Source organism: Pseudoclavibacter sp. CFCC 14310, from assembly GCF_008831165.1.
GTDB lineage: Bacteria > Actinomycetota > Actinomycetes > Actinomycetales > Microbacteriaceae > Pseudoclavibacter_A.
Genome location: NZ_WBKC01000001.1, coordinates 89,091 through 114,204 on the forward strand (window position 1 = coordinate 89,091; position 25,114 = coordinate 114,204).

General features: G+C 65.4%; 23 protein-coding genes and 3 tRNA genes. 14 read left to right on the forward strand and 12 right to left on the reverse strand.

The annotated features are described in order from the left end of the window. Nucleotides 1-9: 9 nt before the first annotated feature. The 7 genes from recF (at nucleotide 10) to F8O06_RS00390 (ending at nucleotide 7,319) form a co-directional block, all read left to right on the forward strand. Nucleotides 10-1,221 (forward strand): DNA replication/repair protein RecF, encoded by a 1,212-nt coding sequence (gene recF / locus F8O06_RS00360; protein WP_158036961.1) that lies wholly within the window; start codon nucleotides 10-12, stop codon nucleotides 1,219-1,221. Continuing rightward, nucleotides 1,202-1,681 carry a DUF721 domain-containing protein gene (locus F8O06_RS00365; RefSeq protein WP_158036962.1) on the forward strand — a complete coding sequence of 160 codons (480 nt, stop codon included), beginning with the start codon at nucleotides 1,202-1,204 and terminating at the stop codon, nucleotides 1,679-1,681. Before recF ends, F8O06_RS00365 begins: the two co-directional genes overlap by 20 nt. A gap of 226 nt (nucleotides 1,682-1,907) precedes the next feature. Then, entirely contained in the window at nucleotides 1,908-3,854 is a 1,947-nt protein-coding gene (gyrB, locus tag F8O06_RS00370; protein ID WP_225732938.1) for a DNA topoisomerase (ATP-hydrolyzing) subunit B, read from the forward strand. Between the two features lie 81 nt (nucleotides 3,855-3,935). Further along, nucleotides 3,936-6,602 (forward strand): DNA gyrase subunit A, encoded by a 2,667-nt coding sequence (gene gyrA / locus F8O06_RS00375; protein WP_158036964.1) that lies wholly within the window; start codon nucleotides 3,936-3,938, stop codon nucleotides 6,600-6,602. A 20-nt stretch (nucleotides 6,603-6,622) separates the two neighbouring features. Beyond that, nucleotides 6,623-7,024, forward strand: a complete 402-nt coding sequence (locus F8O06_RS00380; RefSeq protein ID WP_192496774.1) for a DUF3566 domain-containing protein — start codon at nucleotides 6,623-6,625, stop codon at nucleotides 7,022-7,024. Between the two features lie 85 nt (nucleotides 7,025-7,109). After that, nucleotides 7,110-7,186, forward strand: a tRNA-Ile gene (locus F8O06_RS00385). Nucleotides 7,187-7,246: 60 nt separating this feature from the next. Beyond that, a tRNA-Ala gene (locus tag F8O06_RS00390) sits at nucleotides 7,247-7,319 on the forward strand. A 240-nt stretch (nucleotides 7,320-7,559) separates the two neighbouring features. Here the strand turns inward: F8O06_RS00390 and F8O06_RS00395 are convergent. From F8O06_RS00395 to F8O06_RS00410, 4 genes are all read right to left on the reverse strand, one after another. Then, nucleotides 7,560-8,570: a hypothetical protein gene (locus tag F8O06_RS00395; RefSeq protein WP_158036966.1), complete on the reverse strand. Its 1,011-nt coding sequence runs from the start codon at nucleotides 8,568-8,570 to the stop codon at nucleotides 7,560-7,562. Nucleotides 8,571-8,749: 179 nt separating this feature from the next. Next, complete coding sequence (panB, locus tag F8O06_RS00400; protein WP_158036967.1) at nucleotides 8,750-9,589, reverse strand: 3-methyl-2-oxobutanoate hydroxymethyltransferase; 840 nt, start codon at nucleotides 9,587-9,589, stop codon at nucleotides 8,750-8,752. A 178-nt stretch (nucleotides 9,590-9,767) separates the two neighbouring features. Then, the gene (locus F8O06_RS00405) at nucleotides 9,768-10,853 is read right to left on the reverse strand and encodes a 2,3-butanediol dehydrogenase (RefSeq protein WP_158036968.1); all 1,086 of its coding nucleotides are present in this window, start codon (nucleotides 10,851-10,853) and stop codon (nucleotides 9,768-9,770) included. Nucleotides 10,854-11,056: 203 nt separating this feature from the next. Next, a complete protein-coding gene (locus F8O06_RS00410) occupies nucleotides 11,057-11,635 on the reverse strand; it encodes a hypothetical protein (protein WP_158036969.1) in 579 nt (192 codons plus the stop codon). 107 nt (nucleotides 11,636-11,742) lie between these two features. On the opposite strand from F8O06_RS00410, the gene F8O06_RS00415 reads away from it, so the two are divergent. Then, nucleotides 11,743-12,282, forward strand: coding sequence for a peptidylprolyl isomerase (locus F8O06_RS00415; protein WP_158036970.1), 540 nt, complete (start codon nucleotides 11,743-11,745; stop codon nucleotides 12,280-12,282). 3 nt (nucleotides 12,283-12,285) lie between these two features. Next, on the forward strand, nucleotides 12,286-13,008 hold the full coding sequence (locus tag F8O06_RS00420) for a rhomboid family intramembrane serine protease (RefSeq protein WP_158036971.1): 723 nt from the start codon (nucleotides 12,286-12,288) through the stop codon (nucleotides 13,006-13,008). A 37-nt stretch (nucleotides 13,009-13,045) separates the two neighbouring features. On the opposite strand, the gene F8O06_RS00425 is transcribed toward F8O06_RS00420, so the two are convergent. After that, nucleotides 13,046-13,303, reverse strand: a complete 258-nt coding sequence (locus tag F8O06_RS00425) for a cell division protein CrgA (RefSeq protein ID WP_158036972.1) — start codon at nucleotides 13,301-13,303, stop codon at nucleotides 13,046-13,048. 33 nt (nucleotides 13,304-13,336) lie between these two features. On the opposite strand from F8O06_RS00425, the gene F8O06_RS00430 reads away from it, so the two are divergent. The 3 genes from F8O06_RS00430 to F8O06_RS00435 are packed head-to-tail and all read left to right on the forward strand — an operon-like array spanning nucleotide 13,337 to nucleotide 14,904. Continuing rightward, complete coding sequence (locus tag F8O06_RS00430) at nucleotides 13,337-14,107, forward strand: class E sortase (RefSeq protein WP_225733304.1); 771 nt, start codon at nucleotides 13,337-13,339, stop codon at nucleotides 14,105-14,107. A gap of 3 nt (nucleotides 14,108-14,110) precedes the next feature. Further along, complete coding sequence (locus tag F8O06_RS12120; protein WP_192496582.1) at nucleotides 14,111-14,266, forward strand: hypothetical protein; 156 nt, start codon at nucleotides 14,111-14,113, stop codon at nucleotides 14,264-14,266. Beyond that, nucleotides 14,266-14,904: an anthranilate synthase component II gene (locus F8O06_RS00435; protein ID WP_158036973.1), complete on the forward strand. Its 639-nt coding sequence runs from the start codon at nucleotides 14,266-14,268 to the stop codon at nucleotides 14,902-14,904. The genes F8O06_RS12120 and F8O06_RS00435 overlap by 1 nt, the downstream gene beginning before the upstream one ends. A 13-nt stretch (nucleotides 14,905-14,917) precedes the next feature. On the opposite strand, the gene pknB is transcribed toward F8O06_RS00435, so the two are convergent. The 7 genes from pknB to F8O06_RS00470 form a co-directional block, all read right to left on the reverse strand. Then, nucleotides 14,918-16,699 carry a Stk1 family PASTA domain-containing Ser/Thr kinase gene (pknB, locus tag F8O06_RS00440; protein WP_158036974.1) on the reverse strand — a complete coding sequence of 594 codons (1,782 nt, stop codon included), beginning with the start codon at nucleotides 16,697-16,699 and terminating at the stop codon, nucleotides 14,918-14,920. A gap of 202 nt (nucleotides 16,700-16,901) precedes the next feature. Further along, entirely contained in the window at nucleotides 16,902-18,464 is a 1,563-nt protein-coding gene (locus tag F8O06_RS00445; protein ID WP_158036975.1) for a serine/threonine-protein kinase, read from the reverse strand. Next, the gene (locus tag F8O06_RS00450) at nucleotides 18,461-19,915 is read right to left on the reverse strand and encodes a peptidoglycan D,D-transpeptidase FtsI family protein (RefSeq protein ID WP_158036976.1); all 1,455 of its coding nucleotides are present in this window, start codon (nucleotides 19,913-19,915) and stop codon (nucleotides 18,461-18,463) included. Before F8O06_RS00450 ends, F8O06_RS00445 begins: the two co-directional genes overlap by 4 nt. After that, nucleotides 19,912-21,336 (reverse strand): FtsW/RodA/SpoVE family cell cycle protein, encoded by a 1,425-nt coding sequence (locus tag F8O06_RS00455; RefSeq protein WP_225733305.1) that lies wholly within the window; start codon nucleotides 21,334-21,336, stop codon nucleotides 19,912-19,914. The genes F8O06_RS00450 and F8O06_RS00455 overlap by 4 nt, the downstream gene beginning before the upstream one ends. After that, the gene (locus F8O06_RS00460) at nucleotides 21,333-22,763 is read right to left on the reverse strand and encodes a PP2C family protein-serine/threonine phosphatase (protein ID WP_158036977.1); all 1,431 of its coding nucleotides are present in this window, start codon (nucleotides 22,761-22,763) and stop codon (nucleotides 21,333-21,335) included. Before F8O06_RS00460 ends, F8O06_RS00455 begins: the two co-directional genes overlap by 4 nt. A gap of 4 nt (nucleotides 22,764-22,767) precedes the next feature. Next, nucleotides 22,768-23,289: an FHA domain-containing protein gene (locus tag F8O06_RS00465; RefSeq protein ID WP_158036978.1), complete on the reverse strand. Its 522-nt coding sequence runs from the start codon at nucleotides 23,287-23,289 to the stop codon at nucleotides 22,768-22,770. After that, nucleotides 23,289-23,960, reverse strand: coding sequence for an FhaA domain-containing protein (locus F8O06_RS00470; RefSeq protein WP_158036979.1), 672 nt, complete (start codon nucleotides 23,958-23,960; stop codon nucleotides 23,289-23,291). Before F8O06_RS00470 ends, F8O06_RS00465 begins: the two co-directional genes overlap by 1 nt. Nucleotides 23,961-24,100: 140 nt before the next feature. Here F8O06_RS00470 and F8O06_RS00475 point away from each other — a divergent pair. Continuing rightward, a tRNA-Leu gene (locus tag F8O06_RS00475) sits at nucleotides 24,101-24,184 on the forward strand. A 132-nt stretch (nucleotides 24,185-24,316) separates the two neighbouring features. Then, complete coding sequence (locus tag F8O06_RS00480; protein WP_192496775.1) at nucleotides 24,317-25,102, forward strand: glycerophosphodiester phosphodiesterase; 786 nt, start codon at nucleotides 24,317-24,319, stop codon at nucleotides 25,100-25,102. The last annotated feature ends 12 nt before the right edge of the window (nucleotides 25,103-25,114 follow it).

Consider the following 25,114-nt stretch of genomic DNA (forward strand, 5'->3'; position numbering starts at 1 on the left):
CGAGCCGCTGTGTACGTGCAGTCGCTCCAGGTGCACGACTTTCGCAACTACACGCGCGCCGAGCTCACTCTGGGGCCGCAGATCTGGGTCTTCGCCGGCCGAAACGGCCAGGGCAAGACCAATCTCGTCGAGGCGGTGCGCTATCTTTCGGTGTTCGGCTCGCATCGCGTCTCAAACAATGCTCCGATGGTGCGTGCCGGCCAGCGCCAGGCCGTGGTGCGTGCGACAGTGCTGCACGAGGGCCGTCAGCTGCAGATCGACGCGCAGCTGAATCTCGACAGCCCCAATCGCATCCGCATCAACCGTGCCCCCAAACGCGTGGGCGAGGCGCAGGGCCAATTCTCGACGGTGCTCTTCGCTCCCGAAGATCTCGCCTTGGTCAAAGGCGGCCCAGAGGTGCGGCGGCGTGCTCTCGACGAGCTCTGCGTGGGCACCCGCGCCCGTTTCACCGAGACGCTCGGCGACTATGAGCGTGTGCTGCGACAGCGCAACACCCTGCTGAAATCGGCGCGGGCGGCACGCACCGCGGCCGCAGGGCTCAACACCCTCGACATCTGGGACGAGCAGCTCGTCGACCTCGGAGCCCAACTGCTCGTGCAGCGCGCCGACCTGGTCGCTCGCCTGGTCGAACCGCTCAACCGCCTCTACGACCTGATCGCCGACACCGACGCCAGAGCCACCGCGCAGCTGGTCACGAACACGGTGGCCGATCGCCCGGGCGACCTCGAGCATGTGCGCTCCGCGTTCGCCGACCGTCTGCGCGCCGCTCGCGACACCGATCTCGACCGCGGCGTCACCACGGTCGGGCCGCACCGTGACGACCTGCTGCTGTCGATCAACGATCTGCCTGCCCGCGAGTATGCGAGTCACGGTGAGAGCTGGTCGCTCGCGCTCGCTCTGCGGCTCGCCGGGGCCGAGGCGCTGCGCCTGGCCTCCCCCGCAGGCGACCCCGTGCTGATTCTCGACGACGTGTTCGCCGAGCTCGACAGCGCCCGCCGCAGCCGACTCATCGAGCTGGCTGCGGGCTACGAGCAGGTACTGATCACCGCCGCGGTGCTTGACGATGTGCCGAGCTTCGGCGATCGTGAGACGAGAACGGTGCACGTGGCTCATGGCGAGCTGACCGGCGACGGGGTCGTCTACGGAAACGTCGAGGGCGCGCCTGCGGACGACGAGCACCCGAACGCAGAGCGAGGTGACGATGGCCGAGATTCGCGATGAGGCATCCCTCGTCTATCTGCGCATGCGCCGCATCTTCGCCCGCCGCGGTGCCCGCACGGGCGCCCGGAACCTTCGCGGCGACGGGTCGGACGAGCCCTTCGCGGCCGGCCGCGACTTTCGCGGCATCGGCCAGGTGCTCGGTCGGCTCGCCCAGGATCGCGGCTGGGAGCCGACGCTCGAGAAGGCGCGGCTGGCGAGCGAATGGCACACCATAGTGGGCGAGGACGTCGCGCAGCGCACCAGCGCGCGGCTGAACGGAACCGTGGTCGAGGTGCGCTGCGAGTCGACGTCGTGGGCGGCCAGTCTGCGGCTGATGAAGAGCCGTCTGATCGGCCGCATCGCCGAGCTGCTGCCCGAGGTCGAGGTCACTGACATGCGATTCATCGGGCCGGATGCGCCCTCGTGGAAGCGAGGCATCCGCTCGGTGAACGGGCGCGGGCCGCGCGACACCTACGGATGACTCTCTGCCTGCCTGTTCGCGGTGGGGTGCGGTCGCGGATCGTACGAGCGGCGTCTGAACGCGAACCCCTTGATCTGGCGTGGGTCTGTACGCGGAGGACTGGTCATTCGCTCTGAGGCGGCAATACGGCCCGTTGAGACGGATTCTTGATAGAATGGGTGAGTTGAGCTGTGACGATTCTGCGTCAGAGTCGGTCACACCACAGAACCAGGAGCACCACGTCGCGATGACTCAAGAGCCGCATTCCTACGATGCCAGTGACATCACCGTTCTCGAAGGCCTGGAGGCGGTTCGCAAGCGCCCCGGCATGTACATCGGATCGACCGGCCCGCGCGGGCTGCACCATCTGGTGTACGAAGTCGTCGACAACGGCGTCGATGAGGCCCTCGCCGGTTTCGCGACGCACATCGAGGTGACGCTGCTGCCCGACAACGGCGTGCGTGTGGTCGACAACGGACGCGGCATTCCGGTCGCCGAGCACCCCACTGAGCACAAGTCGACCGTCGAAGTGGTCATGACGGTGCTGCACGCGGGCGGCAAGTTCGGCGGCGGCGGCTATGCCGTCTCTGGCGGTCTGCACGGCGTGGGCATCTCGGTCGTCAACGCGCTGTCGGTCAGAGTCGAGACCGTCGTCAAACGCGACGGCTACGTGTGGCGTCAGTCGTTCCGCGACGGCGGGCAGCCGGTCGCCGCACTTGAGCGTGGCGAGGCCACCACAGAGACCGGCACGTCACAGACGTTCTGGGCCGATCCCGAGATCTTCGAGACCGTGGTCTACGACTTCGAGACCCTGCGGCAGCGCTTTCAGCAGATGGCCTTTCTGAACAAGGGACTGACCATCACCCTCACCGACCTGCGCGGCGAAGAGCCGGTCGAGGTCAAGTACCACTACGAACACGGTCTGGTCGACTACGTCGAGTTTCTGAACTCGAGCAAGAAGGCCGAGGTCATCAACGACCCGATCATCGACTTCGAGGCCGAAGACACCGAGAAGCGTCTGTCGCTCGAGGTGGCCATGCAGTGGACGACCGCGTACACCGAGAGCGTGCACACCTACGCCAACACGATCAACACCTATGAGGGCGGCACGCACGAAGAGGGCTTCCGTGCCGCGCTCACCACGCTGATCAACAAGTACGGGCGTGAGAAGGGCATCCTCAAAGACAAAGACGAGAACCTCTCGGGCGACGACGTGCGAGAGGGACTCACCGCCGTCGTCTCGATCAAGCTCGGCGAGCCGCAGTTCGAGGGTCAGACCAAGACCAAGCTCGGCAACACCGAGGCCAAGGCGTTCGTGCAGAAGGTCACCGGAGAGCAGCTCGCCGACTGGTTCGACCGCAACCCCCAGCAGGCCAAAGACATCGTGCGCAAAGGCATGCAGGCCTCGCAGGCACGTCTCGCCGCACGCAAGGCCCGTGAGGCCACCCGGCGCAAGAGCGTGCTCGAGTCGGGCGGCATGCCCGGCAAGCTCAAAGACTGCTCGTCGAAGAACGCTGAGATCTGCGAGATCTTCCTCGTCGAGGGCGACTCGGCAGGCGGCTCTGCGGTGCAGGGCCGAAACCCCGAGACTCAGGCGATTCTGCCGCTGCGAGGCAAGATCCTCAACGTCGAGAAGGCGCGTCTTGACCGCGCACTGCAGAACAACGAGATCCAGGCCATGATCACGGCGTTCGGCGCCGGCATCGGCGAGGAGTTCAACTACGACAAGCTGCGCTACCACAAGATCGTGCTGATGAGCGACGCCGACGTCGACGGCGCACACATCGCGACGCTGCTGCTCACGTTCTTCTTCCGCTACATGCGGCCGCTGATCGAGCAGGGCCACGTCTTTCTCGCCCAGCCTCCGCTGTATCGACTCAAATGGAGCGACCGAGAGCATGAGTTCGCCTACTCCGACGAAGAGCGTGACGAACTGCTCGCCGAGGGCAAGGGCGCGGGTCACCGTCTGCCGAAAGACTCCGGCATCCAGCGGTACAAGGGCCTGGGCGAGATGAACTACGAAGAGCTCTGGGAGACCACCATGAACCCCGAGTCGCGCACGCTGCTGCAGGTGCAGCTCGAAGACGCGGCCCAGGCCGACGAAGTGTTCTCGGTGCTGATGGGTGAAGACGTCGACTCACGACGCACCTTCATCCAGACCAACGCGAAAGACGTGCGATTCCTGGACATCTGACGATCGTGACGCGCTCAGGCGCGTGACCCCAGCATCCGCATCGCACACTCGAATCGCACAGACGAAAGAGACAAGCAGAACATGGCAGACGACACACAGGGCCCCGAGAACCCGGGCACCGACGACCAGAGCACCGGCGTGACGCCGAACTCGGGCGTCTCGTTCGGCAGCGCAGGCAGCACCCACAACCACGGGCACATCTCGCAGGTCGACCTCAACGTCGAGATGCAGAAGTCATACCTGGACTATGCGATGAGCGTCATCGTGGGGCGTGCGCTGCCCGACGTGCGCGACGGTCTGAAGCCGGTGCACCGCCGCGTCATCTACGGCATGTTCGACGGCGGCTACCGACCTGACAAGGCCTTCTCGAAGTGCTCGCGTGTGGTCGGCGAGGTCATGGGCCAGTATCACCCGCACGGCGACTCGGCGATCTACGACACCCTCGTGCGCCTGGTGCAGCCGTGGAGCCTGCGCTATCCGCTCGCGCTCGGCCAGGGCAACTTTGGCTCGCCGGGCAACGATCCCGCCGCCGCGCCGCGATACACCGAGACGAAGATGGCGCCGCTCGCGCTCGAGCTGGTGCGCGACATCGACGAAGACACGGTCGACTTCCAGGACAACTACGACGGCAAGACGCAGGAGCCGGTCGTGCTGCCCAGCCGGTTCCCGAACCTGCTGGTCAACGGCTCGGTGGGCATCGCCGTCGGCATGGCCACGAACATCCCGCCGCACAACCTGCGTGAGGTCGCCGAAGGCGTGCAGTGGTCGCTCGAACACCCGGATGCGTCGCGCCAAGAGCTGCAGGATGCCCTGATTCAGCGCATCAAGGGCCCGGACTTCCCCACCGGCGCGCTCGTGCTGGGCCGCAAAGGCATCGAGCAGGCCTACCGAACCGGTCGCGGGTCGATCACGATGCGCGCTGTGGTGAACATCGAAGAGATCCACAACCGCACCTGTCTCGTGATCACCGAGCTGCCGTACCAGGTGAACCCCGACAACCTGGCGATCAAGATCGCCGAGCTCGTGAAAGACGGACGCGTCTCGGGCATCGCCGACATTCGCGACGAGACCTCGGGCCGCACCGGCCAGCGCCTGGTGATCGTGCTCAAGCGCGACGCGGTGGCCAAGGTCGTGCTGAACAACCTGTACAAGCACACGCAGCTGCAGGACAACTTCGGCGCGAACATGATCGCCCTGGTCGACGGGGTGCCGCGCACCCTCTCGATCGACCAGTTCATCAGCCTGTGGATCACGCACCAGATCGAGGTCATCGTTCGGCGCACCAAGTTCCGTCTGCGCAAGGCCGAGGAACGCGCCCACATCTTGGAGGGCTACCTCAAGGCCCTCGATGCGCTCGACGAGGTCATCGCTCTGATTCGCGCATCCGCCACCGTCGAAGACGCCCGTGAAGGCCTGAAGAAGCTGCTCGGCATCGACGACCTGCAGGCGCGCGCCATTCTGAACATGCAGCTGCGTCAGCTCGCGGCGCTTGAGCGGCAGAAGATCACCGATGAGTACAACGAGCTGCAGGCCAAGATCGCCGAGTACAACGCGATTCTGGCCAGCGAGGCGCGCCAGCGCGAGATCGTCGGCGAGGAGCTCGGCGAGATCGTCGCCAAGTACGGCGACGATCGCCGCACCGCGATCCAGCTCGGCTTCGACGGCGACATGTCGATGGAAGATCTGATTCCCGAAGAAGAGGTCGTCGTCACGATGACCCGCGGCGGGTACATCAAGCGCACCCGCTCGGACAACTACCGTTCGCAGCACCGCGGAGGCAAGGGCATCAAGGGCGCACAGCTGCGGGCTGACGACATCGTCGACCACCTGTTCGTGACCACGACGCACCACTGGCTGCTGTTCTTCACCGACGCCGGGCGGGTCTACCGTGCGAAGGCGTACGAGGTTCCCGAGGCGGGACGCGACTCGAAGGGACAGCACGTCGCGAATCTGCTCGCGCTGAACCCCGACGAGACGGTCACGCAGGTGCTCGACATCTCGGGCTACGACCAGGCGCAGTACTTGGTGCTCGCGACGCGCAACGGTCTGGTCAAGAAGACCCGGCTCGAGGCCTACGACTCACCGCGTTCGGCCGGTCTCATCGCCGTGAACCTGCGTGATGACGACCAGCTCGTCTCGGCGCTGCTGGTGAACGACGACGACGAGATCCTGCTTGTGTCGCGTAAGGGCCTGAGCCTGCGCTTCGTCGCCGACAACGACACGCTGCGCCCGATGGGCCGCGACACCTCGGGGGTGAAGGGCATCACCTTCCGGGCGGGCGACTCGCTGCTGTCGGCGTCGGTGATTCCGGCCGATGCGGATGCCGCGGAGCAGTTCGTCTTCGTGGTCACCGAGGGCGGATATGCGAAGCGCACCGCGGTCGACCAGTATCGCGTGCAGGGTCGAGGCGGCAAGGGCATCAAGGTGGCCAAGCTGAACGACGACCGCGGCGATCTCGCCGGAGCGCTCATCGTCTGCGAGAACGACGAAGTGCTCGTGGTGCTCGCGGGTGGCAAGGTGATTCGCTCGTCGGTCGCGGAGGTGCCGGCCAAGGGACGCGATACGATGGGTGTCGTCTTCGTGCGCGCCGACGGAAAAGACCACGTGATCTCGGTCGCACGCAACGAAGAGCACAGCCTCGATGAGGCTGAGGCCGTGGCTGATGCCGAAGCGGGTGCCGAGGCAGCCGCAGCGGTCGAGCCGTCAACTGAAGACACTGATCAGCCCGCTGTGGCTGAAGAGCAGTGAGAGGAACCCACAATATGAACATGACTCCCCCGCCGGTGGGTGGCTCTGGCCCGAAAGCCTCACGTCGTCTGGTGCACCTGCGCCTGTCTGGCATCAACGCCTGGTCGGCGCTGAAGGTGTCGTTTCTGCTCAGTCTGGCGCTGATGATCGTCGAGCTGGTCTGCTCGTTCGTGCTGTGGCTCTTCGTGGCTCAGCTGGGCATGTTCCAGCCGATCAACGACCTGCTGTCGACGACGACGAGTGACGGTTCTGAGAACGTCGCGCGCATCTTCAGCTTCGGTCGCGTTCTGGGTCTGACTCTGCTGGCCGGTGTCGTGACCGTGATCTTCGGCACGCTCGGCGGCGGGCTGATGGCCGTGATCTACAACGCGGTGGCGCGCATCGTGGGCGGCGTGAAGCTCACGTTCAGCAACGTCAAGTAGCGATTTCACGGGTCGAGATGCCCGCGTGCATCTCGACTTGTGCGCAGCGCCGTTTATACGTTAAGCTTTTCTGGTGCTGTGCATTGGGCCTATAGCTCAGGTGGTTAGAGCGCTTCGCTGATAACGAAGAGGTCCCTGGTTCAAGTCCAGGTAGGCCCACCAATGCGCATACTTGTGGGTTTGGTCGTCTCAGACTCATCCAGACTCACAGGTTGAGCACGCGGGGCCTTAGCTCAATTGGTAGAGCGCCTGCTTTGCAAGCAGGAGGTCGCGGGTTCGATTCCCGCAGGCTCCACGTCAGCAGTACCCCAACGCCCCGTCTTCGGACGGGGCGTTCTTCGTCCTTTCTGGCTTCTTCGTCTCTTCTGTTTTCTTCGTCCTACTGGTTTTGCACGGGATTCTCACACCCCCTGCGTCTGTGTAGCGATTTTCGTGCTCAAAGGTCGATATTTCCGCAAAAAGTGTAGATCGGATTGCTCCCGAGTGCGCTGTGCGCGTGTGCGGGAGGTCACCTCACAATCGCATCCCCGTCGTCTCACAATCGCATCCCTCGTTGAGTCAGCGCGCTGCGCAGCCGCGCAATGGCCAAGGCGGGGCGATTGAAGACGTGGTCGGCGGTGAGCACGATGACGATCCAGCCGGCGGCCTGCAGCTGCTCTCGACGCTCCGCATCGCGCAGAAAGCGCTTGCGGTCTGCGAAGTGGTGGCCACCCTCGTACTCGTAGCAGACGCGAAATCGCTCATACGCGCCGTCGACGCAGGCAATCCAGGCTCCGGTGTCGTCGAAGAGATCCTTGTTGAGCGCAGGTTCTGGGAGACCCGCCTGGACGAGGATGAGCCGAACCCATGACTCCGGTCTGGACCAGGAATCCTCGCGTACGTGTGTCAGTGCGCGGCGCAGCGTGTGGGCGCCCGCTCGGTGGTAGCGGTCGACTGCGTGGCGCAGTTCGGTCAGCGTGGTGAGCGGAGGTCGTTGCAGCGTCCGCCTGACGGGCCACGGCCGACGGTCGATGCGCACGGCAGCGTCTGCGGCCGCGACAAGATCGAAGAGGCCCAGGCTGTCGGCCAGAGATGCCCAAGTGTCGGCGACGTTCACCAGCGGCATCCACTCGCGCACGATGCGCTGAGTGCCCGGCGTCAAGAGGTGGCCTCTGACTCCTTTCACACGGGGCCTCCGGCCGGGGTGCGTCGTCGCCAGGTGGATGTCATGGTGCGAAAGCCGCGGAAGCGGCAGTCCGAAGAGCAGCGCAGCGGTGGAATGGCTGAAGCACTGGTCAGGAGTCAGGAGATAGGAGTATGCGTGCGCAAGTGTGCGGATCAGCTCGTGCTGGCGCTGCACCGACAGCGCCGACGGGTGCTGGTTGGGATGCTGTGGGAGCTGCCAGTGCATGAGCTCAGCAGCCTCGCCCTGAGCGCGGACACCGCGAAACGGCGTGTAGAGATCGGCGCCACGAAGCCGCCAGGGGGAGACGCCGCAGGCCAACGCCTGTGAGACGGAGAATACGTTCGGAAGAACGTCTGGGAGTGGCTTCGCACGGCGGGTCATGCACTCATGGTGAACCAAGCACGGTCAGCCGGTCGACGTGTAGCGATAGATGTGGGAAACCTTGGGGTAAACCACGAATTGTGCGTAGTGGGCTGGTGCTGGTGGTGGTGCTGGTGCTGAGGGTGCGAGATGGTTGGGGCGCTGGTACTGCTCGGGGCGGCAGATGAGTGCGCAGCGACTCAGAACTGGTGCTCGGGGCCGGGGAATGCGCCGGACGCGACCTCTGCGGCATACGCCCGCGCAGCATCCGTCAGAACGCCGCGAACGTCGGCGTACTGCTTGACGAAGCGCGGCATGCGGCCGGCGCGCAGCCCCGCCATATCCTGCCAGACCAGCACCTGAGCGTCGCATTCGGCGCCGGCGCCGATGCCGACGGTCGGTATGTGCAGGGCGGCGGTGACCTCTGCGGCGACGGCCGCGGGCACCATCTCGAGAACGACGGCGAATGCCCCGGCGGCCTCGAGCGCTCGTGCCTCGGCGACGAGGCGGGCGCCGTCGTCTCCCCTGCCCTGCACACGATAGCCTCCGAGCTGATGCTCGGACTGCGGGGTGAAGCCGATGTGCGCCATCACAGGAACGCCGCTGCGCACGAGCTTCTCGACCTGCGGCACGACTTCAAGCCCGCCTTCGAGCTTCACCGCGTGTGCGCCAGCTTCTTTCATGAAGCGTGCAGCGGTGAGGAAGGCCTGCTCGGGCGACGCCTGATACGACCCGAAGGGAAGATCGGCGACGATCAGCGCGCGTTTCGCCGCTCGTGAGACGCCACGAGTGAGCATGATCATTTCGTCGACGGTCACCGGCAGCGAACTCTCGTTGCCCAACACGTTGTTCGACGCGGAGTCACCGACGAGCAGTACGGGTATGCCGGCCTCTTCGAAGATCTGCGCGGTGTACATGTCGTACGCGGTGAGCATCGCCCATCGCTCGCCGCGCTCTTTCATCTGCTGCAGGTGCGGGATGCGCACTCGGCTCGTCGGCTTCGGTGCTGCAGTGCCGTACGGTGCGGGCTGATCGCTCACGCGGATCCTCTGTTCGTCAGTCGGCGCACGAAGGCACGACTCTCAGAAAGCGTCGGTGCTCGTGCGGGGGCCGTGGTTCAGCGTAGTCGTCTGAGAGGCGGGTCGTATATGCCAACAGTGGTATATACGACCCGCCTCTCGATCATGGTCAGTGTGCGTGCACCGACCGCCGTCGTGTCTACTTCTGGTCGAGGCCCTTGCCGGAGGGCGACACCAGGATCTTCACGGCCCTCTCATTGCGATGGATCAGCGTGTCGAAGCCCTCGTCGACCAGGTGATCGAGCGCGATCTTGCCGGTGATGAACGGCTTGAGGTCGATCTTGCCGCTCTCGACGAGCTTGATCGTGGCCGGATGGCTGTTCACGTAGCCGATGGTGCCGCGGATGTCGAGCTCTTTCATCACGATCTTGTGCATGTCGAGCTCGGCCTTCTTGCCCCAAATCGACACGATGACGATGACGCCGGTCGGGCGCACGGCGTCGAGCAGGGTGTCAAGCACGACCTGGACGCTGGTGCACTCGAACGCGACGTCGGCACCCTTGCCGTCGGTGAGCTTGCGGGTCTCTTCGACCACGTCGACCTCGGCCGGGTTGAAGGCGTAGTCGGCGACGCCGGCGTCGAGAGCCTTCTGGCGGCGCAGCGGGCTGAGCTCGGAGATGATGACCTTCACGCCCAGCGCGTGCAGCACGGCTGCGGTCAGCTGACCGATGGGGCCTGCACCGCCGACGATGGCGGTCTGGCCCTCCTGAACGCCGGAGCGCTCGACGGCGTGATAGGCCACGGAGAGCGGCTCGATGAGTGCGGCCTGATCAAGGGGCAGACCTGCATCGATCTTGTGCACCCACCGGCGGCGCACCACGACGTTCTCGGCAAGGCCGCCACCGCGACCGGCGAGGCCGATGAAGTTCATGTCTTTCGAGAGGTGGTAGTCCTTGCTCTCTGGGCCGGTGTAGACGTCGTCGCTGATGATGTACGGCTCGACGACGACGTGATCGCCGACCTTGAGATCGTCGATGCCTTCGCCGACCTCGCTGATGACGCCTGAGAACTCATGCCCGAGGGTGACGGGAGCCGACTCTCCCGAGATGGGATGCGGATGGCCTGCCGGGGGCACGAAGATCGGGCCGTCGAGGAACTCGTGCAGGTCGGTGCCGCAGATGCCGCACCAGGCGACATCGATGCGCACCGTGCCGGGCTTCAGCTGCTGGGGCTCGATGTCTTCGATGCGAATGTCGCCGCGGTCGTAAAAGCGTGCTGCCTTCATGGTGTGGTTGTCTCCCTTGCGTGGCGCGACAGCACACGCACGGCGGCTGTCGCAGTGTTGGGTCGACGGATTCCCCCGTCGGCTTAAGTGTATCGGCGGTGAGACGACGACCTCTGAACAGCAGAGAAACAGCCGCGAAGTGTCTTGTTCTGGGACACTTCGCGGCTGTTAGTCAGCAGTGCTGATCGGTGCAGACGAGAGAATCAGAGATCGTCGTCGAACTCGTCGTCGATGCCGATCCAGTGTTCGTCGGCCAGCGTCACCGCACGCACGATGGCGACACCGATGCCGACGACGGCCGCGATGCCCAGCGTCGGCAGCAGCCACCGCCCGGCACCCGCCTTCTTCGGCTCGGTTGCGTCGGCGACCTGCTCGGACACCTCGTGCGTTGCCTGCTTCGCCTTCTTGGCCGCCTTCTTGGCCGCTTTCTTCGTCTGTTTCACCGATTCGACCGCAGCATCTTTCACCTCTGCCGCAGTTTGCTCGGCGCTCTGCTTGAGATCGGCCGCCCCGCGGCGCACGTTCTCGGCGACATCGGCGTTGACCGGTGCCTCTTTCAGTGCTTCGAGCACGGCTTTCGCAGTGCCGACAGCCGTGATCGCGGCGGGCACCACATCGCTGTAGAAGCGCTCTTTTGCGACCTGTGTGGTCTGGCCGGCGACCTCTGCGCCTTTCTGCGCCAGGGGTTTGACGGTGTTGTTCGTGAAGTGCTCGAAGTCTCGGATCGCCTTTTCGAGGCGCGTCTTGAGCTGTTCGACGTTCTCAGTTGCCTTGTCTGCCATGGTGTGACCTCCTGTGCCCATTGTGCCATCTCAGGCAGCGGCCGTCAGACATCTGTGACAAACTCAACGCATCTTGCCAGCATCGCCGGTTGTGCGAGAATCGACGCATGACTCAGCACACGCATACTGCGACTCTGCACACGAACCACGGTGACATCGTCATCAACCTCTTCGGCTTTCAGGCACCGAAGACCGTCGAGAACTTCGTCGGTCTCGCCACCGGCGAGAAAGAGTGGAAGCACCCGGGCACCGGCGAGACTCAGACCACTCCCCTGTACCAGAATGTGATCTTCCACCGCGTGATCCCAGGCTTCATGATCCAGGGCGGCGACCCGATCGGCACCGGCACCGGCGGCCCGGGCTACGCCTTCGACGATGAGATTCACCCCGAGCTGCAGTTCACGAAGCCCTATCTGCTCGCGATGGCCAACGCCGGCCAGCGCGGCGGGCATGGCACCAACGGCTCGCAGTTCTTCATCACCGTCGACGCGACCCCATGGCTGAACGGCCACCACACCATCTTCGGCGAGGTTGCTGACGACGCCTCGCGCAAGGTGGTCGACGAGATCGCCGCCGTCGCCACTCAGCCCGGCGACCGCCCGGTCGAGGACGTGGTCATCACCGGTGTCGACGTCGTCAAGGCCTGACGCATGCCGTCATTGACCCAGCGGGTGCGTCGGGCGTTCCAACGTCCTGGCGCACCCGTAGTCAGCTATGTGATCATCGCCCTGTGCGTGCTGGGCTATCTGCTGCAGCTCGTCGTGCCCGGCTTCACCTCGCTGATGCAGTTTCACAGTGCATATGTCGGCACCTTCTTTCTCGCCGGCCCTGAGTCCGGCTTCTCCGGACTGATCCCCTTTGAGCCCTGGCGTGCGGTCACCTACGGCTTCGTGCACTCCACGCTCGGAGTGCTGCCGCTGCATCTGCTGCTGAACATGTACACCCTCTGGATCTTCGGCACCATTCTCGAGCCGATGCTCGGTCGCGGACGCTTCATCACGCTCTACGTCTTCGGTCTCGTGGGCGGCGCACTGGGTGTCTACCTGCTCTCGCCACAGACAGCGGTGATCGGCGCATCAGGCGCGCTCTTCGCAATGATGGGCGCGCTGCTGGTGATGCAGCGTCGACTGGGTGGTCAGACGACTCAGCTGCTGGTGCTGCTTGCGATCAACTTCTTCTACGGGTTCTTCGCCGGTGGGGTCAGCTGGCAGGCGCACCTCGGCGGTCTCGTCGTGGGGCTGCTCAGCGGGCTCATTCTGGCCGAGACGCGTCAGCCCAAAGACCGCACGCTGCGCATCGTCTACTTCGTCGTGCTCGGCGTGGTCATGGTGGTGCTCTTCGCGATCGCCCCGGGGATGCTCTGGCAGCGCTAGGTGGTGATGTGGTCGTTCACCGGCACCGCGGCCGAGGTCAGCGCCAGCGAGTGGTCATCAAGAAGCCGACCATCAGAATGCCGAAGCCGACGAGGATGTTGCCCTGGCCGAGGGCCGGGATCGGCCACTGGGCGCTGAAGCTAATATAGAAGACAATGATCCAGAGCAGGCCGATGGCCATCAGGCCGAACATGACGAACTTGAACCACGGTGGGTTCGGTTTCGTGTTCTTCGACCGGCCGGCCGTCTCGGTCGAATCCTGCCGGTCGGAGTTCTTTTTCTTGTTGTTCGCCACGGAAGTACAGTGTAGCCCAAGGAGTGCAGACTTGTGAGTGAATCGATGTCGCGCCGAGAGCGCCGCCGCAGCGAGCAGCCGCGCCGCGCACGTCGCTCGGTAGGGTCGGCCATCGTGACGGTGATCGGCGAGCTCATGCTGACAGCGGGTGTGCTCGTGCTGCTCTTCATCGGCTGGAAGATGTCGCTCAACGACTCCAACATCGACCGCTCTCAGGAGAGAGCCGCAGCAGGCATCTCGCAGGGCTGGCAGCAGGAGGCAGCCCCAGGAACGGGCGGGCAGGCCACGTCGACGCCGGGCGACCCGAGCATCCACCCAGAGGGCAACGACATCTTCGGAGTGCTCTACATTCAGAGACTCGGCGACCAATGGCAGCGGCCGATCGCTCGGGGAGTCGAGAAGAAGCCCGTGCTCGACCACATCGGCTTCGGCTGGTATCCCGATACGAACATGCCCGGCCAGGTCGGCAACTTCGCGGTCGCCGCACATCGTGGCGGTCAGGGATCGAGCCTGCGCTACGTCGACAGCCTCACCGTCGGCGACAAGATGGTCGTCGAGACCAAAGACGGCTGGTACACCTACACCTACCGCAACACCGAGTACGTCATGGACGTCGACGTGAACGTGCTGAATCCGGTGCCGCAGAGCAGCGTGCAGGCCACTGACCGGCTGCTGACGGTCACGAGCTGCAACCCGTATCCCTTCACGAACGGTGAGCGGATCATCTCGTACGGTGTGCTCGACAACTTCCAGCCGCGCTCGGCCGGGGCGCCCGCGTCACTGGACTATCTGCAGAAAGGCTGACCCATGTACGGACTGATCTGGAGAATTCTGCCGGGCCCGTGGCCGGTCAAACTGCTGCAGTCGCTGATTCTGGTCGGCGCAGTGCTCGCGTTGCTCAACTGGGTCGTCTTTCCCTGGGTGAACACCCTGGTCGACACCGGCGAAGCGACGGTGGGTTGATGAGCGACATTCTCGTCGTCGACAACTACGACAGCTTCGTCTATACGATCAACGGCTACCTGCAGCAGCTGGGCGCGACGACGACGGTCGTGCGCAACGACGAGCTGCAGACCAGTGATCTCGACGAGGCTCTGGGCCGCGTCGCCGGGCTGTTGATCTCGCCTGGACCGGGAGCCCCGGCCGATGCCGGAGTGAGCCCCGATGCCATTCGCTGGGCTGCGGCACATCGCCTGCCCATGCTGGGCGTCTGCCTGGGGCACCAGGCGCTGGCCGAGGTGTACGGAGCCACGGTGTCGAACGCCGAGCAGCTGATGCATGGCCGGCTCTCGAACGTCGTGCATGACGACGTGCCGTTCTTTGCGGGTGTTCCCGAGCGGTTTCAGGCCACGCGATACCACTCACTGGCGGTGGTGGATGCCACGGTGCCGCCCGAGCTGCAGGTGACGGCTCGCACTGATGACGGGGTGATCATGGCGCTCCAGCATCGTGAGCTGCCTCTGTGGGGTGTGCAGTACCACCCGGAGTCGGTGCTGACCGAGCACGGCTACCGTCAGTTCGGAAACTGGCTCGAACTGGCCGGCGTCAAGGGGGCTGCGGAACGCGCCGCCCACCTCAGCCCGCTGATCAACGAGGCGTGAGCCGCCGAGCCGACTACGGAGCCGGCGGTGCCGACGACTCAGGGGCCGGTGCCTCACTCGACGGCGACGGTGGTGGTGCGCACTTCGAGCTGTCAGCCATGTAGTAGTACAGGATGACCTCGGTCGAGGCGTTCGCAGCCAGTTCGGTACCCGGTTTCGGGTCAGAGTACTGCACGGTGTAGGACGAGGCCTGGCAGCGGCGCACCGGCTGTGGCCGGGCAGAGAGCCCGAGGTCGCGCAGCTGGCTGATCGCGTCGTTGATCGGCTTGCCGACAAGATCGTCTGGGATGACGACACGGCCGGAAGAGACCTGCAGGCGCACCGAGGTTCCGGAGCGCACCTGGCTCTGGGCAGTGGGCTCAGAGGCGATCACCTGACCGGTGGGAATGTCGCCGTTGATCACCTGCGTGATCTGACCGATCTGCAGACCGGCATCGGTCAGCTTCTTGGTGGCTTCGTCCTGAGTGAGCTTCGAGACGTCGGGGATGGTGACCATGGGGGCGCCGCTGGAGACCTTCACCTGCACGTCGCTGCCGGCCAGAGCCAGGGCGCCTGCAGGGGGGTCGGTCTCGATGACGCGACCAGGCGAGACCGAGTCGTCGGTCTGATCGACCTTGACCGGGTTCAGCCCGCGGTCTTTCAGCTGCTGCTCGGCGGTCTGATAGGTGGCTCCGGCCAGGTTCGGAACGGCGACCTGAGCCCCCTCGGGGCTGGCGATGCGCGGCTGCAGCAAGGCGAGCCAGAGAACGGCGATGACGCCGATGACGCCCACGCCGATCACGATGGCCCAGATGGTGCCGATGCCTCCCTTGCGCAGCTCGCGATCGATGAACCGCGACGAAGGGTCGTCGTCTTCAGGGTCGAGATCGAGCGCGTCGTCGATGGGGGAGTCTTCGAGAATCAGAGTGCTCGCCGCATCGTAGCTCGGGCCGCGAGTGGGCAGACCCTGCGCCAGTCGATCGACGTCGGCTCGGAAGTCTTCGGCGGTCTGGTACCGACGCGTCGGGTCTTTCGCGAGGGCCGACAGAATGACGCGGTCGTCGTTCTCGCCGAGAGCGTCGTTGAGGCTGCTCGGGGTCGGCGCGGTCGCGTTCACATGCTGATAGGCGATCGACGCCGGGCTGTCGCCCTTGAACGGCACACGACCGACGAGCATCTCGTACAGGATGACGCCGACGCTGTAGAGGTCTGAACGACCGTCGACACGGTCGCCGCGAGCCTGTTCAGGTGCGAAGTAGAGTGCGGTGCCGACGACCGAACCGGTCTGGGCGACGGTGCCCTCGCTCTCGCTGAGCGCACGCGCCACGCCGAAGTCCATCACCTTTGCGTCGCCGCTCGAGGTGATCATGATGTTGCCGGGCTTGATGTCGCGGTGGATGATGTTGGCCCGGTGCGAGTACTCGAGGGCACGCAGCACCTGGTCGGTGATCTTCAGCGCCTCGGCGCGGTCGATCGTGCCCTTCGCGAGCTTCTCTTTGAGCGTCTGCCCCTCGACGTATTCCATGACGAGGAACGGCACCTCTTGAGGGCGCGCGTTCGGCCCCGTGGCGATCATGTCCTGCCCGGCATCGTACGTGCGCACGATGTACGGGCTGATCATGCGAGCTGCAGCGGTGGTCTCATTGCGAAAGCGCTTCTGGAAGATCGGATCATCTGCCAGCTGAGGTCGAAGCAGTTTAATGGCCACGGTGCGACCAAGTCGGGTATCGGTGCCAAGGTAGACGTCACCCATACCACCGTGCCCGATGAGACGGCCGACTCTGTATCGGCCGCTCAACAACGGCTGTTCACTCATACACCCACCTATAGACAGTAGATTCCGTCGGCCAGTCTAGCGGAAGCACGGCAGCTGCCACCGCAGACAGGCTTTGGTGAGACAAATTGCTGTTCGCATATGCTTCAGACGGTGTCGCTGGTCGCCGGGCAAGTGCTGCCTGTGAGCGCATTGAGATGAACAGCGTGACAGCCGAAGATCGTCTGCAGACTGGGGAACTGGATCAGCTGCACTTACCTGTCGGCGCAGGTGTTGGCGTAGGAGTTGCCGTCGAAGGTGGCGTCCAAGTGTGCCCGGCGTTCTCACAGGACGCCTTGTCCGTGTAGGAGGATGCCGGTTTCGTGTACTGGCCCACCGTCACGCTGATGCTCACACCAGGCTGGAAGGTGCCGGCCTCATGGCTGAGCACTTTGCCGTCTTGGTCTTGCGAGTTCACCGACTGTTCGACTTGGTTGACCGAGAGCCCCTTGCCGTTCAACTGGGCCCGCACAGCGGCGATGTCCTGCCCGACGAATTCGTCGGCCGCAATGGTCACCGTGTTCTGCGTGGGTGTCGGTGTCGGCGTTGGTGTCGGACTCGGCGTGCGCGTCGGCGTCGGAGACGGCTTCTCAGAGGGAGTCTCTGAGGGCGTCTCAGTCACCGTCGGGCTCGGGGCCGGCGGTTCGGGCGCACTCTGATTGGCCAGCAGCGCCCAGACGCTGCCACCGGCGACGAGCAGCAGGAGCACGATCAGCGCGACCAGGGGCCACGTCCATTTGTTGCGCTTCTTCTTCGGCTTGCTTTTTTTGGCATCGTCGACCTGGGTTGCGCTGGCGTCGAGCAGCGGCTGCCCGTTCTGTGTGCCGATGATGGCAGTGGCCGGCTGGGTGGCATCCTGTGTGGTGCCGATCAGCGCGGTCTCTTCGAGCGCGGTGGTCTGCTGCCCGGTCGGCGTGACCTGCGGAACCTCCATGGCCGCAGTGCGGATGTCGCCCACGCGCAGTGCCTCAGCAGCTTTGGCCAGATGCGTGGCCGACTGCGGGCGGTCGGCGGGGTTCTTGGCGATGCAGCTCATCACGAGCTTGTTCACCGCGGCAGGCACACTGGTGGGCAGCGGCGGGGGAGTCTCGTTGATCTGGGCCATTGCGATGGCGACCTGGCTCTCGCCGGTGAAGGGCCGACGACCGGCCAGGCATTCGTAAGCCACGATGCCCAGCGAGTAGATGTCGGTGGCCGGTGACGCCGGGTGACCGCTCGCCTGTTCGGGCGAAAGGTACTGCACAGTGCCCATGACCTGCCCAGTGGCCGTCAGGGGCACCTGATCGGCGATGCGGGCGATGCCGAAATCGGTGATCTTGACATGGTGATCGGGCGTGATGAGCAGGTTGCCCGGTTTCACGTCGCGGTGCACGAGACCCACCTTGTGCGCGGCGGCAAGCGCCTGCGCGGTCTGGGCGACGATGTCGAGCACCTGGTCGACCGGCAGAACGCGCTCGTGTTCGAGCACGTTCGACAGCGGTTCGCCGGGCACGAGCTCCATCACCAGATAGGCGCTGCCCTTCTCTTCGCCGTAGTCGTAGACGCTGGCGATGCCCTCATGGTTCACGAGTGCGGCATGCCGAGCCTCGGCGCGAAAGCGCTCCAAGAACCCGGGGTCGCCCATGTACTCGTCTTTCAGAATCTTGATGGCGACGTCGCGACCGATGACCTCGTCATAGGCCTTCCAGACCTCGCCCATTCCGCCGACCGCGATACGGCTCGTGAGCTTGTATCGTGCGCCGTACGTGAGGCCTTCTGTGGGTCTCATCTGTCTAACACCGCCTTCATGATCTTCTGCGCCATGGGAGCCGCCACCCGGTTCGAGCCCTCTGAGTCACCGTAAGCGCCGCCCTCTTCGACCACGACCGCGACTGCGACCTTGGGATCGTTCGCCGGCGCGAAGCCGGTGAACCAGAGATTGTACTGGCTCTCTTTGGTGGTCTCAGCGGTGCCCGTCTTTCCGGCGACCTCAACCCCGTCTATTCTTGCACCTGAAATCTCGCCCGATGAGACATTGTTCACCATCATCGATGTGAGAGTCTGTGCGTTCTCTGCAGATATGGCCTGGTTGAGCTTCTGCGGAGAGAACTGCTGTGTGACCGACAGATCGCGGCCGCGCACGGCGTCGATCAGCCCGGGCTGCATGCGGGCGCCCTTGTTGCCGATCGTGGCCGAGATCGAGGCGACCTGCAGCGGCGTGACGCGCACATCGTACTGGCCGAAACTGGACAGCTGCAGCTGCGCGGTGCTCATGCCGGTCGGGTATCGACTCGCGGTGACGTCGAGCGGAATCTGCTGGTTCTCGCCGAAACCGAAGTCTTTGGCCGTCGAAGCGACCTTGTCTTCGCCCAGCTGCGGCCCGAGCTCTGCGAACGGGATGTTGCACGAGTACTGGAGCGCGGTCTTCAGCGTGGTCTCGGCGCCGCCGTTGCCGCAGGCGCGCTTGGTGACGTTGTAGATCTGTGTGCTGGTGCCGGTGAGGGTGAGCGAACCGGGGTTGGGGAAGGTGCTCTCGGGCGTGTAGCCGTTCTCGAGTGCGGCCGCCGACATGATCAGCTTGAACGTCGACCCGGGAGGATACGTGTCACCGCCGATCGCGCGGTTCACCAGAGGCTTGTCCTCCGCCGCATTGAGCTGATCGAAGACCTGGTTGGCCTGAGCGGTGTCGTTGTCGGCGAGCTTGGCGGCGTCGAAGCCGGGCTTCGAGACCATCGCGAGGATGCGTCCGGTCGAGGGGTCCATGGCGACCGCTGCGCCCTTGCGATCGCCCAAGGCATCCCACGCGGCCTTCTGTACGGCCGGGTCGATCGTCAGCACCACGTCGGAGCCCCGCGGCTCGGTGCCGTTGATGCGGTCGACGAGCTGGTCGATGGTCTGACCGCGGCTGGTGCCGGTCAGCGTCAGGTTCTCGGCGCTCTCGATGCCGGTCGGAGCCAGGCTGTGCGAGTACCAGCCGGTGACGGCCGAGTACATCTCGCCGCCGGGGTAGCTGCGGGTGAACCGGTACTGGTTGTCGACCGGGTCGGACTGCGCGATCACCTGGTTGCCGACCACGATGCTGCCGCGCTGCACCTTGAAGCCGTCGAGGATGGCGCGCGAGTTTCGCGGGTCGCTGTTGAGCTGCTCGCCGAAGATGCCCTGAATCAGGCTCGTCGACACGAAGAGCGAGATGAAGAGCAGGAAGACGACGATCGCGACCCGGCGCAGACGCGTGGTCATGAGTGGGCCTCCTTCTCGGCAGGCGAGCCGACGGCGGATGCCGGGGCAGCGTCCGCCGTGCTGCGCAGGGCCCCGAATCGGTCGGCCTGCGAGCGAATCGAGTCGGTGATGCGCAGCAGCAGGGCCATGATGACCCAGTTCGCCAGCAGACTCGAGCCGCCGGCTGCGAGGAACGGTGTGGGCAGGCCGGTGAGCGGGATCACCCGCGTCACACCGCCCACAACGATGAACACCTGCAGGCAGAGCACGAACGACAGCCCGGTGGCCAGCAGGCGGCCGAAGTCGTCGCTCGCGGTGAAGCCGACGCGCAGCCCTCGGCCGACGAGCAGCAGGAACAGGCAGAGGATGGCGAAGATGCCGATCAGACCGATCTCTTCGCCGATGCTGGTGAAGATGTAGTCAGAGCGAGCGAGCGGGGTCAGCTGCGGGTAGCCACGCCCCCAGCCGGTGCCGAACATGCCGCCGTGCGCCTGACCGAAGAGTCCCTGCACGAGCTGGTAGCTGCCGCCGTACTGCTGGTTGTAGAGCGTGTCGTCGAGCGGGTCGATCCAGGCGTGGATGCGGCCCTGCACGAGCGGAATGAAGCGGTAGGCGGCGAGGCCGCCGGCGACGAACATGAGCAGCCCGATGACCACCCAGCTGGCCAGCCCGGTGGCGACGTAGAGCATCACCAGGAAGAGGCCGAAGTAGAGCAGCGAGGTGCCGAGGTCTTTCTGCACCACCAGCACGGTCATCGCCATCGCCCAGACGACGAGGATCGGCCCGGAGTCTTTGGGGCGCGGGAAGGTCATGCCGGCGAAGCGGCGGCCGGCAGCGGTGATGCTCTCGCCGCGTGCGACCAGGTATCCGGCGAAGAAGACCGCGAGCGTGATCTTCGCGTACTCGCTGGGCTGGAAGGTGACCGGCCCCAGCTTGACCCAGAGCTCGGCATTGGTGCCCAGCGATGTGCCGATGCCCGGAATCATGGGCAGGACCAGCAGCACGATGCTCGCCAGCATGAACACGTAGGTGTATCGCTGCAGCACGCGGTGGTTGCGCAGAAAGTACAGCACGACCGCGGCGATGACGACGGCTGCCGTCGCCCAGAGCGCCTGTCGCATCGCGGGGGTCGAACCGGTCGACCCCTGGGCGATGTCGATGCGGTAGATCGCGACGATGCCGATCGAGTTCAGCGTCGCGGCGATGGGCAGGATGATCGGGTCGGCCTTCGACGCCCGCACACGCAGCACGATGTGCAGGGCGAGCACGGCCGCCCAGAAGACGGCGCCGATGACGAACGGGGGAATGTCGAGCGCGCCGAGCGCGCCGAGCTGCACGGCTGCCAGACCGAGTGCCGAGACGATGGCGCCGAGAACGAGCAGCATCAGCTCGATGCCGCGCAGATTCCGGTCGACCAGACGCAGGTTGTGCTGGCGGCTCACTGGGCGGCCCCGTTCGTCGTGGCGCGCGGCGACGCGCTGCCGTCAGGATGCGCGGTCAGGGGAGTTTCATCGGGCTCGGCGACCGAGACCGGCCCGGTGCCGTCGTCGGGCTGCGGGCTCTGCGTCGACTGCGGCTGCTCGGTGCTGTCGCGTCGGCGGTGCTCGCTGTTCAGCTCACCGAGGCGACTGGCGGCCGCGTCGAGCGAGGGGAAGGCCACCGTCTCGCGCACCTGCTGCTGCGTGAGCTCGTCGAGGTCAGACATCGGAATCTGCGGCAGCCGCGAGTCGTCGACGGTGTGACTGAGCCTGAACGGGCCGACCTGCTGATTCACACCCTGGTAGATGACGGCGTAGCCGGCGTCTTCGCCGATGTAGTACTGCGTCTGCGTCCAGCGCCAGCCGAGCCAGGCGCCGAGGCCGATGCCGCCGATGATCAGCACGCTCAGCACGCTGACCACGACCCGGCGCAGAACGGTGCGGCGTCTGGTCTCGGCGATCAGCTCGTCGAGGTATTCGTCGGCCTGCGACTCGAACTGAGTGGGCTCGAGTCGTCGCGGCTTGAGATGGCTGGCCGCCTCACGCAGGGCGTGCAGGCTCTGCGCCTTCTGTGTGCGGATGCGTTCGAGGTGGTCGAAGCGCACCTCGCGTGCCGCCGCGCCCACGATGACCGGATGCCCGGGTGTGCCGTGCGGAGTGGCGTCGGGGTCGGCATCGGGCTCGACCAGCACCACAGTGCAGTTGTCAGGCGCACCATTGCGCAGCGCGAGCTCGAGCAGATGCGCGCAGGTCATATCGGCGCTGTCGCCTCGTGCCAGAGTCTTGGCGATCGCCTCGTCGCCCACCGGCCCGCTCAGACCGTCGGAGCAGATCAGCAGTCGGTCGCCGGGGTTGATCTGCTCGGTGAAGACGTCGATGTCGGGATTGGCCTCGATGTCGCCGAGTACGCGCATGATGACCGACCGTCGGGGGTGCACCAGCGCCTCTTCTGGGGTGATGCGACCGGCGTCGACCAGACGCTGCACGAAGGTGTGGTCTTTGGTCAGCTGGGTGAGTTCACCATCGCGCCAGCGATAGATGCGCGAGTCGCCGATGTGCGCGATGACCGCGGAGTCGTCGACGGCGAGAAAGCCCGAGAACGTGGTGCCCATGCCGGTGAGCTCCGGGTAGTCGGCCACGGTCTCGGAGAGCGTCGCGTTCGCCCGCCGCAGCGCCAGCTCGATCGCCTTCGCGGCCTCGTCGACGGTGTCGAAGCGTCGGTCGAGGTCGACCAGTGACTGCACGGTGAGCGCCGAGGCGATGTCGCCGCCGGCGTGTCCGCCCATGCCGTCGGCGACGGCGAACAGGTACTGACCGGCGATGGCCGAATCCTGGTTGTTGCGCCGCACCTTGCCGGTGTGGCTCAGCGCAGTTGCTCTCAGCACGGTCATGAGATCAGCCTCGCAGCTCCATGACGGTGGTGCCGATGGTGATGGGCACTCCGATGCCGACCGGCGTCGGGCGCGAGATGCGCTGACCGCCGACCATGGTGCCGTTCGTCGAGCCGAGGTCTTCGACCATCCAGGTGTCGCCGCGTTTCGACAGGCGGGCATGGTGCGTCGAGGTGTAGTCGTCACGCAGCACGACGCTTGAGTCCACGCTGCGACCGAAGGTCAGGGCATCCTGGCTGAGCGTGAGCTGGCGACCGCGCACCGGACCTGCGGTGAACACGAGGTGGGCGGGCGTGCCTGTCGAGGCTGCGGATGCCGCACGGCGTCCCGAGGCCGCAGGTGCGGCAGGCGCAGCGGCAGGAGAGACCGCCGGAGCCGAGCCGGCGCTCGCGGCTGCTCCGCGCATCCGCTTGACCTTCGGGCCGAACAGATCGGAGCGCACGGCCCAGATGACCGAGAAGACGAACAGCCAGAGCAGCACCAGAAACACGGCGCTGATCAGCAGGTAGAGCAGCTCGCCGCTCATCAGCCCACCGCCTTCGGTGCCCGATGGTATGAGATCAGGGTCGAGCCGACCACGAAGTCGAGGGGGCCGGCGAGCTCCAGGGTCGTGATGCGCTGGCCGTCGACCTTGGTGCCGTTGGTCGAGCCGAGGTCGCGCAGCACGACGGTAGTGCCGTCCCAGGTCACACTGGCGTGCTGCTTCGAGACCGCTGAGTCGTTGACGGTGACGTCGCACTCATGGCTGCGCCCGATGGTCGTGACCCCATGGCGCAACGGGTAGGACTGCCCCTGCACCTCGAGCACCGGTACGAGGGTGACGTCGCCGACGGTGGTCGAGCTGGTCACGTCGAGCATGCCGACGCTCTGACTGTCGTCGGGCACGATGGCCACGGTGAGCGGGCCGGGAAACTGATACCCCTGCTGGTGGGCATAGGTGTGCAGGTCGGCGACGAACTGGTTCGCCAGCGAAGAGCCCTGCGCCCTGAGACGGTCGAAGTCGGCCTGGCTGATGCGCACGCGCAGGGCGTTCGGCACCAGAATCGTGTCACGCGAGAGGATGCGCGTGTTCGAGTCGAGCTCTCCCTTCAGCGCAGAGAAGATCTCGAGCGGCTGCAGGCGGGAGCGAAACGTCTTGGCGAAGGCGCCGTTGACAGCACGCTCCAAGCCGCGTTCCACGTTATCGAGTAGTCCCACTCGTCTCCTCACACCGATCTGTCGCAGCTATGGTACCCGGTTCAGCTGTGAGACGAGGAGTCGAGTTGCCGAGCAGCATCGTTTTCATGCTAATCTGTTCCAGTGCAGTCGCGCAGTTCGACCCAGTCGGAGTGTGCAATGCCCGAGTGGCGGAATTGGTAGACGCGCTAGCTTCAGGTGCTAGTGATCGCAAGGTCGTGGGGGTTCAAGTCCCCCCTCGGGCACAGGCTCATCTCAGTGAGATGAGAGAAACCCCCGGAACCTCAACGGTTTCGGGGGTTTCTTCGTCTCTGCGCGTTTCTGCTCAGGCAGGTGGGCCCGCATCGCAGATCGACGACCCTATGAAGGAGACGAAGATGGCACGCAGGGCAGCATGGCGAGCTGGGCACAGCCCGACGATCATCGGGCACCGCGGCGCGAGCAGCGAGGCGCCAGAGAACACGCTCGCGGCGTTCGATGCGGCGGTGGATGCTGCCGCACGCGAATCGGGGCCGGGTGCGCCCGCCTGGATCGAGCTCGATCTGCAGCACACCGCTGACGGCGAGGTGGTGGTGATCCACGACGACGAACTCGATCGCACGACGTCGGGGCAGGGAGCCGTCTCGGCACGCACCTCGGCCGAGCTGCGCACGCTGGACGCCGGCACCTGGTTCGATGCGGCGTTCGCCGGCCAGCGCATCCCCACGCTCGCCGAGCTGGCCGAGTGGATCGCGGCCAACCCGACCGCCCACGTACTGGTCGAGTACAAGGGGGCGTGGTCACCCCAGCAGATCACGCCGACGGTCGCGAGTTTCGAGGCGGCCGGAGTGGGGGAGCGTCTGGTGCTGCAGAGCTTCGACCCGAGGACGGTGCGTTCGCTGCAGCTGCGCGCCGGCGACTACGCCCTCGGGCTGCTGATCGATGAGACCGCGCACTACCCCGAGATCGAGACCGCCGAACTGCTGAGCGTCTCGGCGGTGAACCCGCGCTGGAGGCGTGCGCTCGCCGAACCCGACCTGGTGCGGGCGGTGCACGAGCGACTGGGCGCCCAGATGGCGGTGTGGACGCCGGACGAGCCTGTCGACTGGGATGCGCTGGCCGCGGCCGGCGTGGATGCGATCATCACGAATCGTCCGCGCGAGGCTCGCTCGCACCTCGGCTGAAACGGTCGCGTG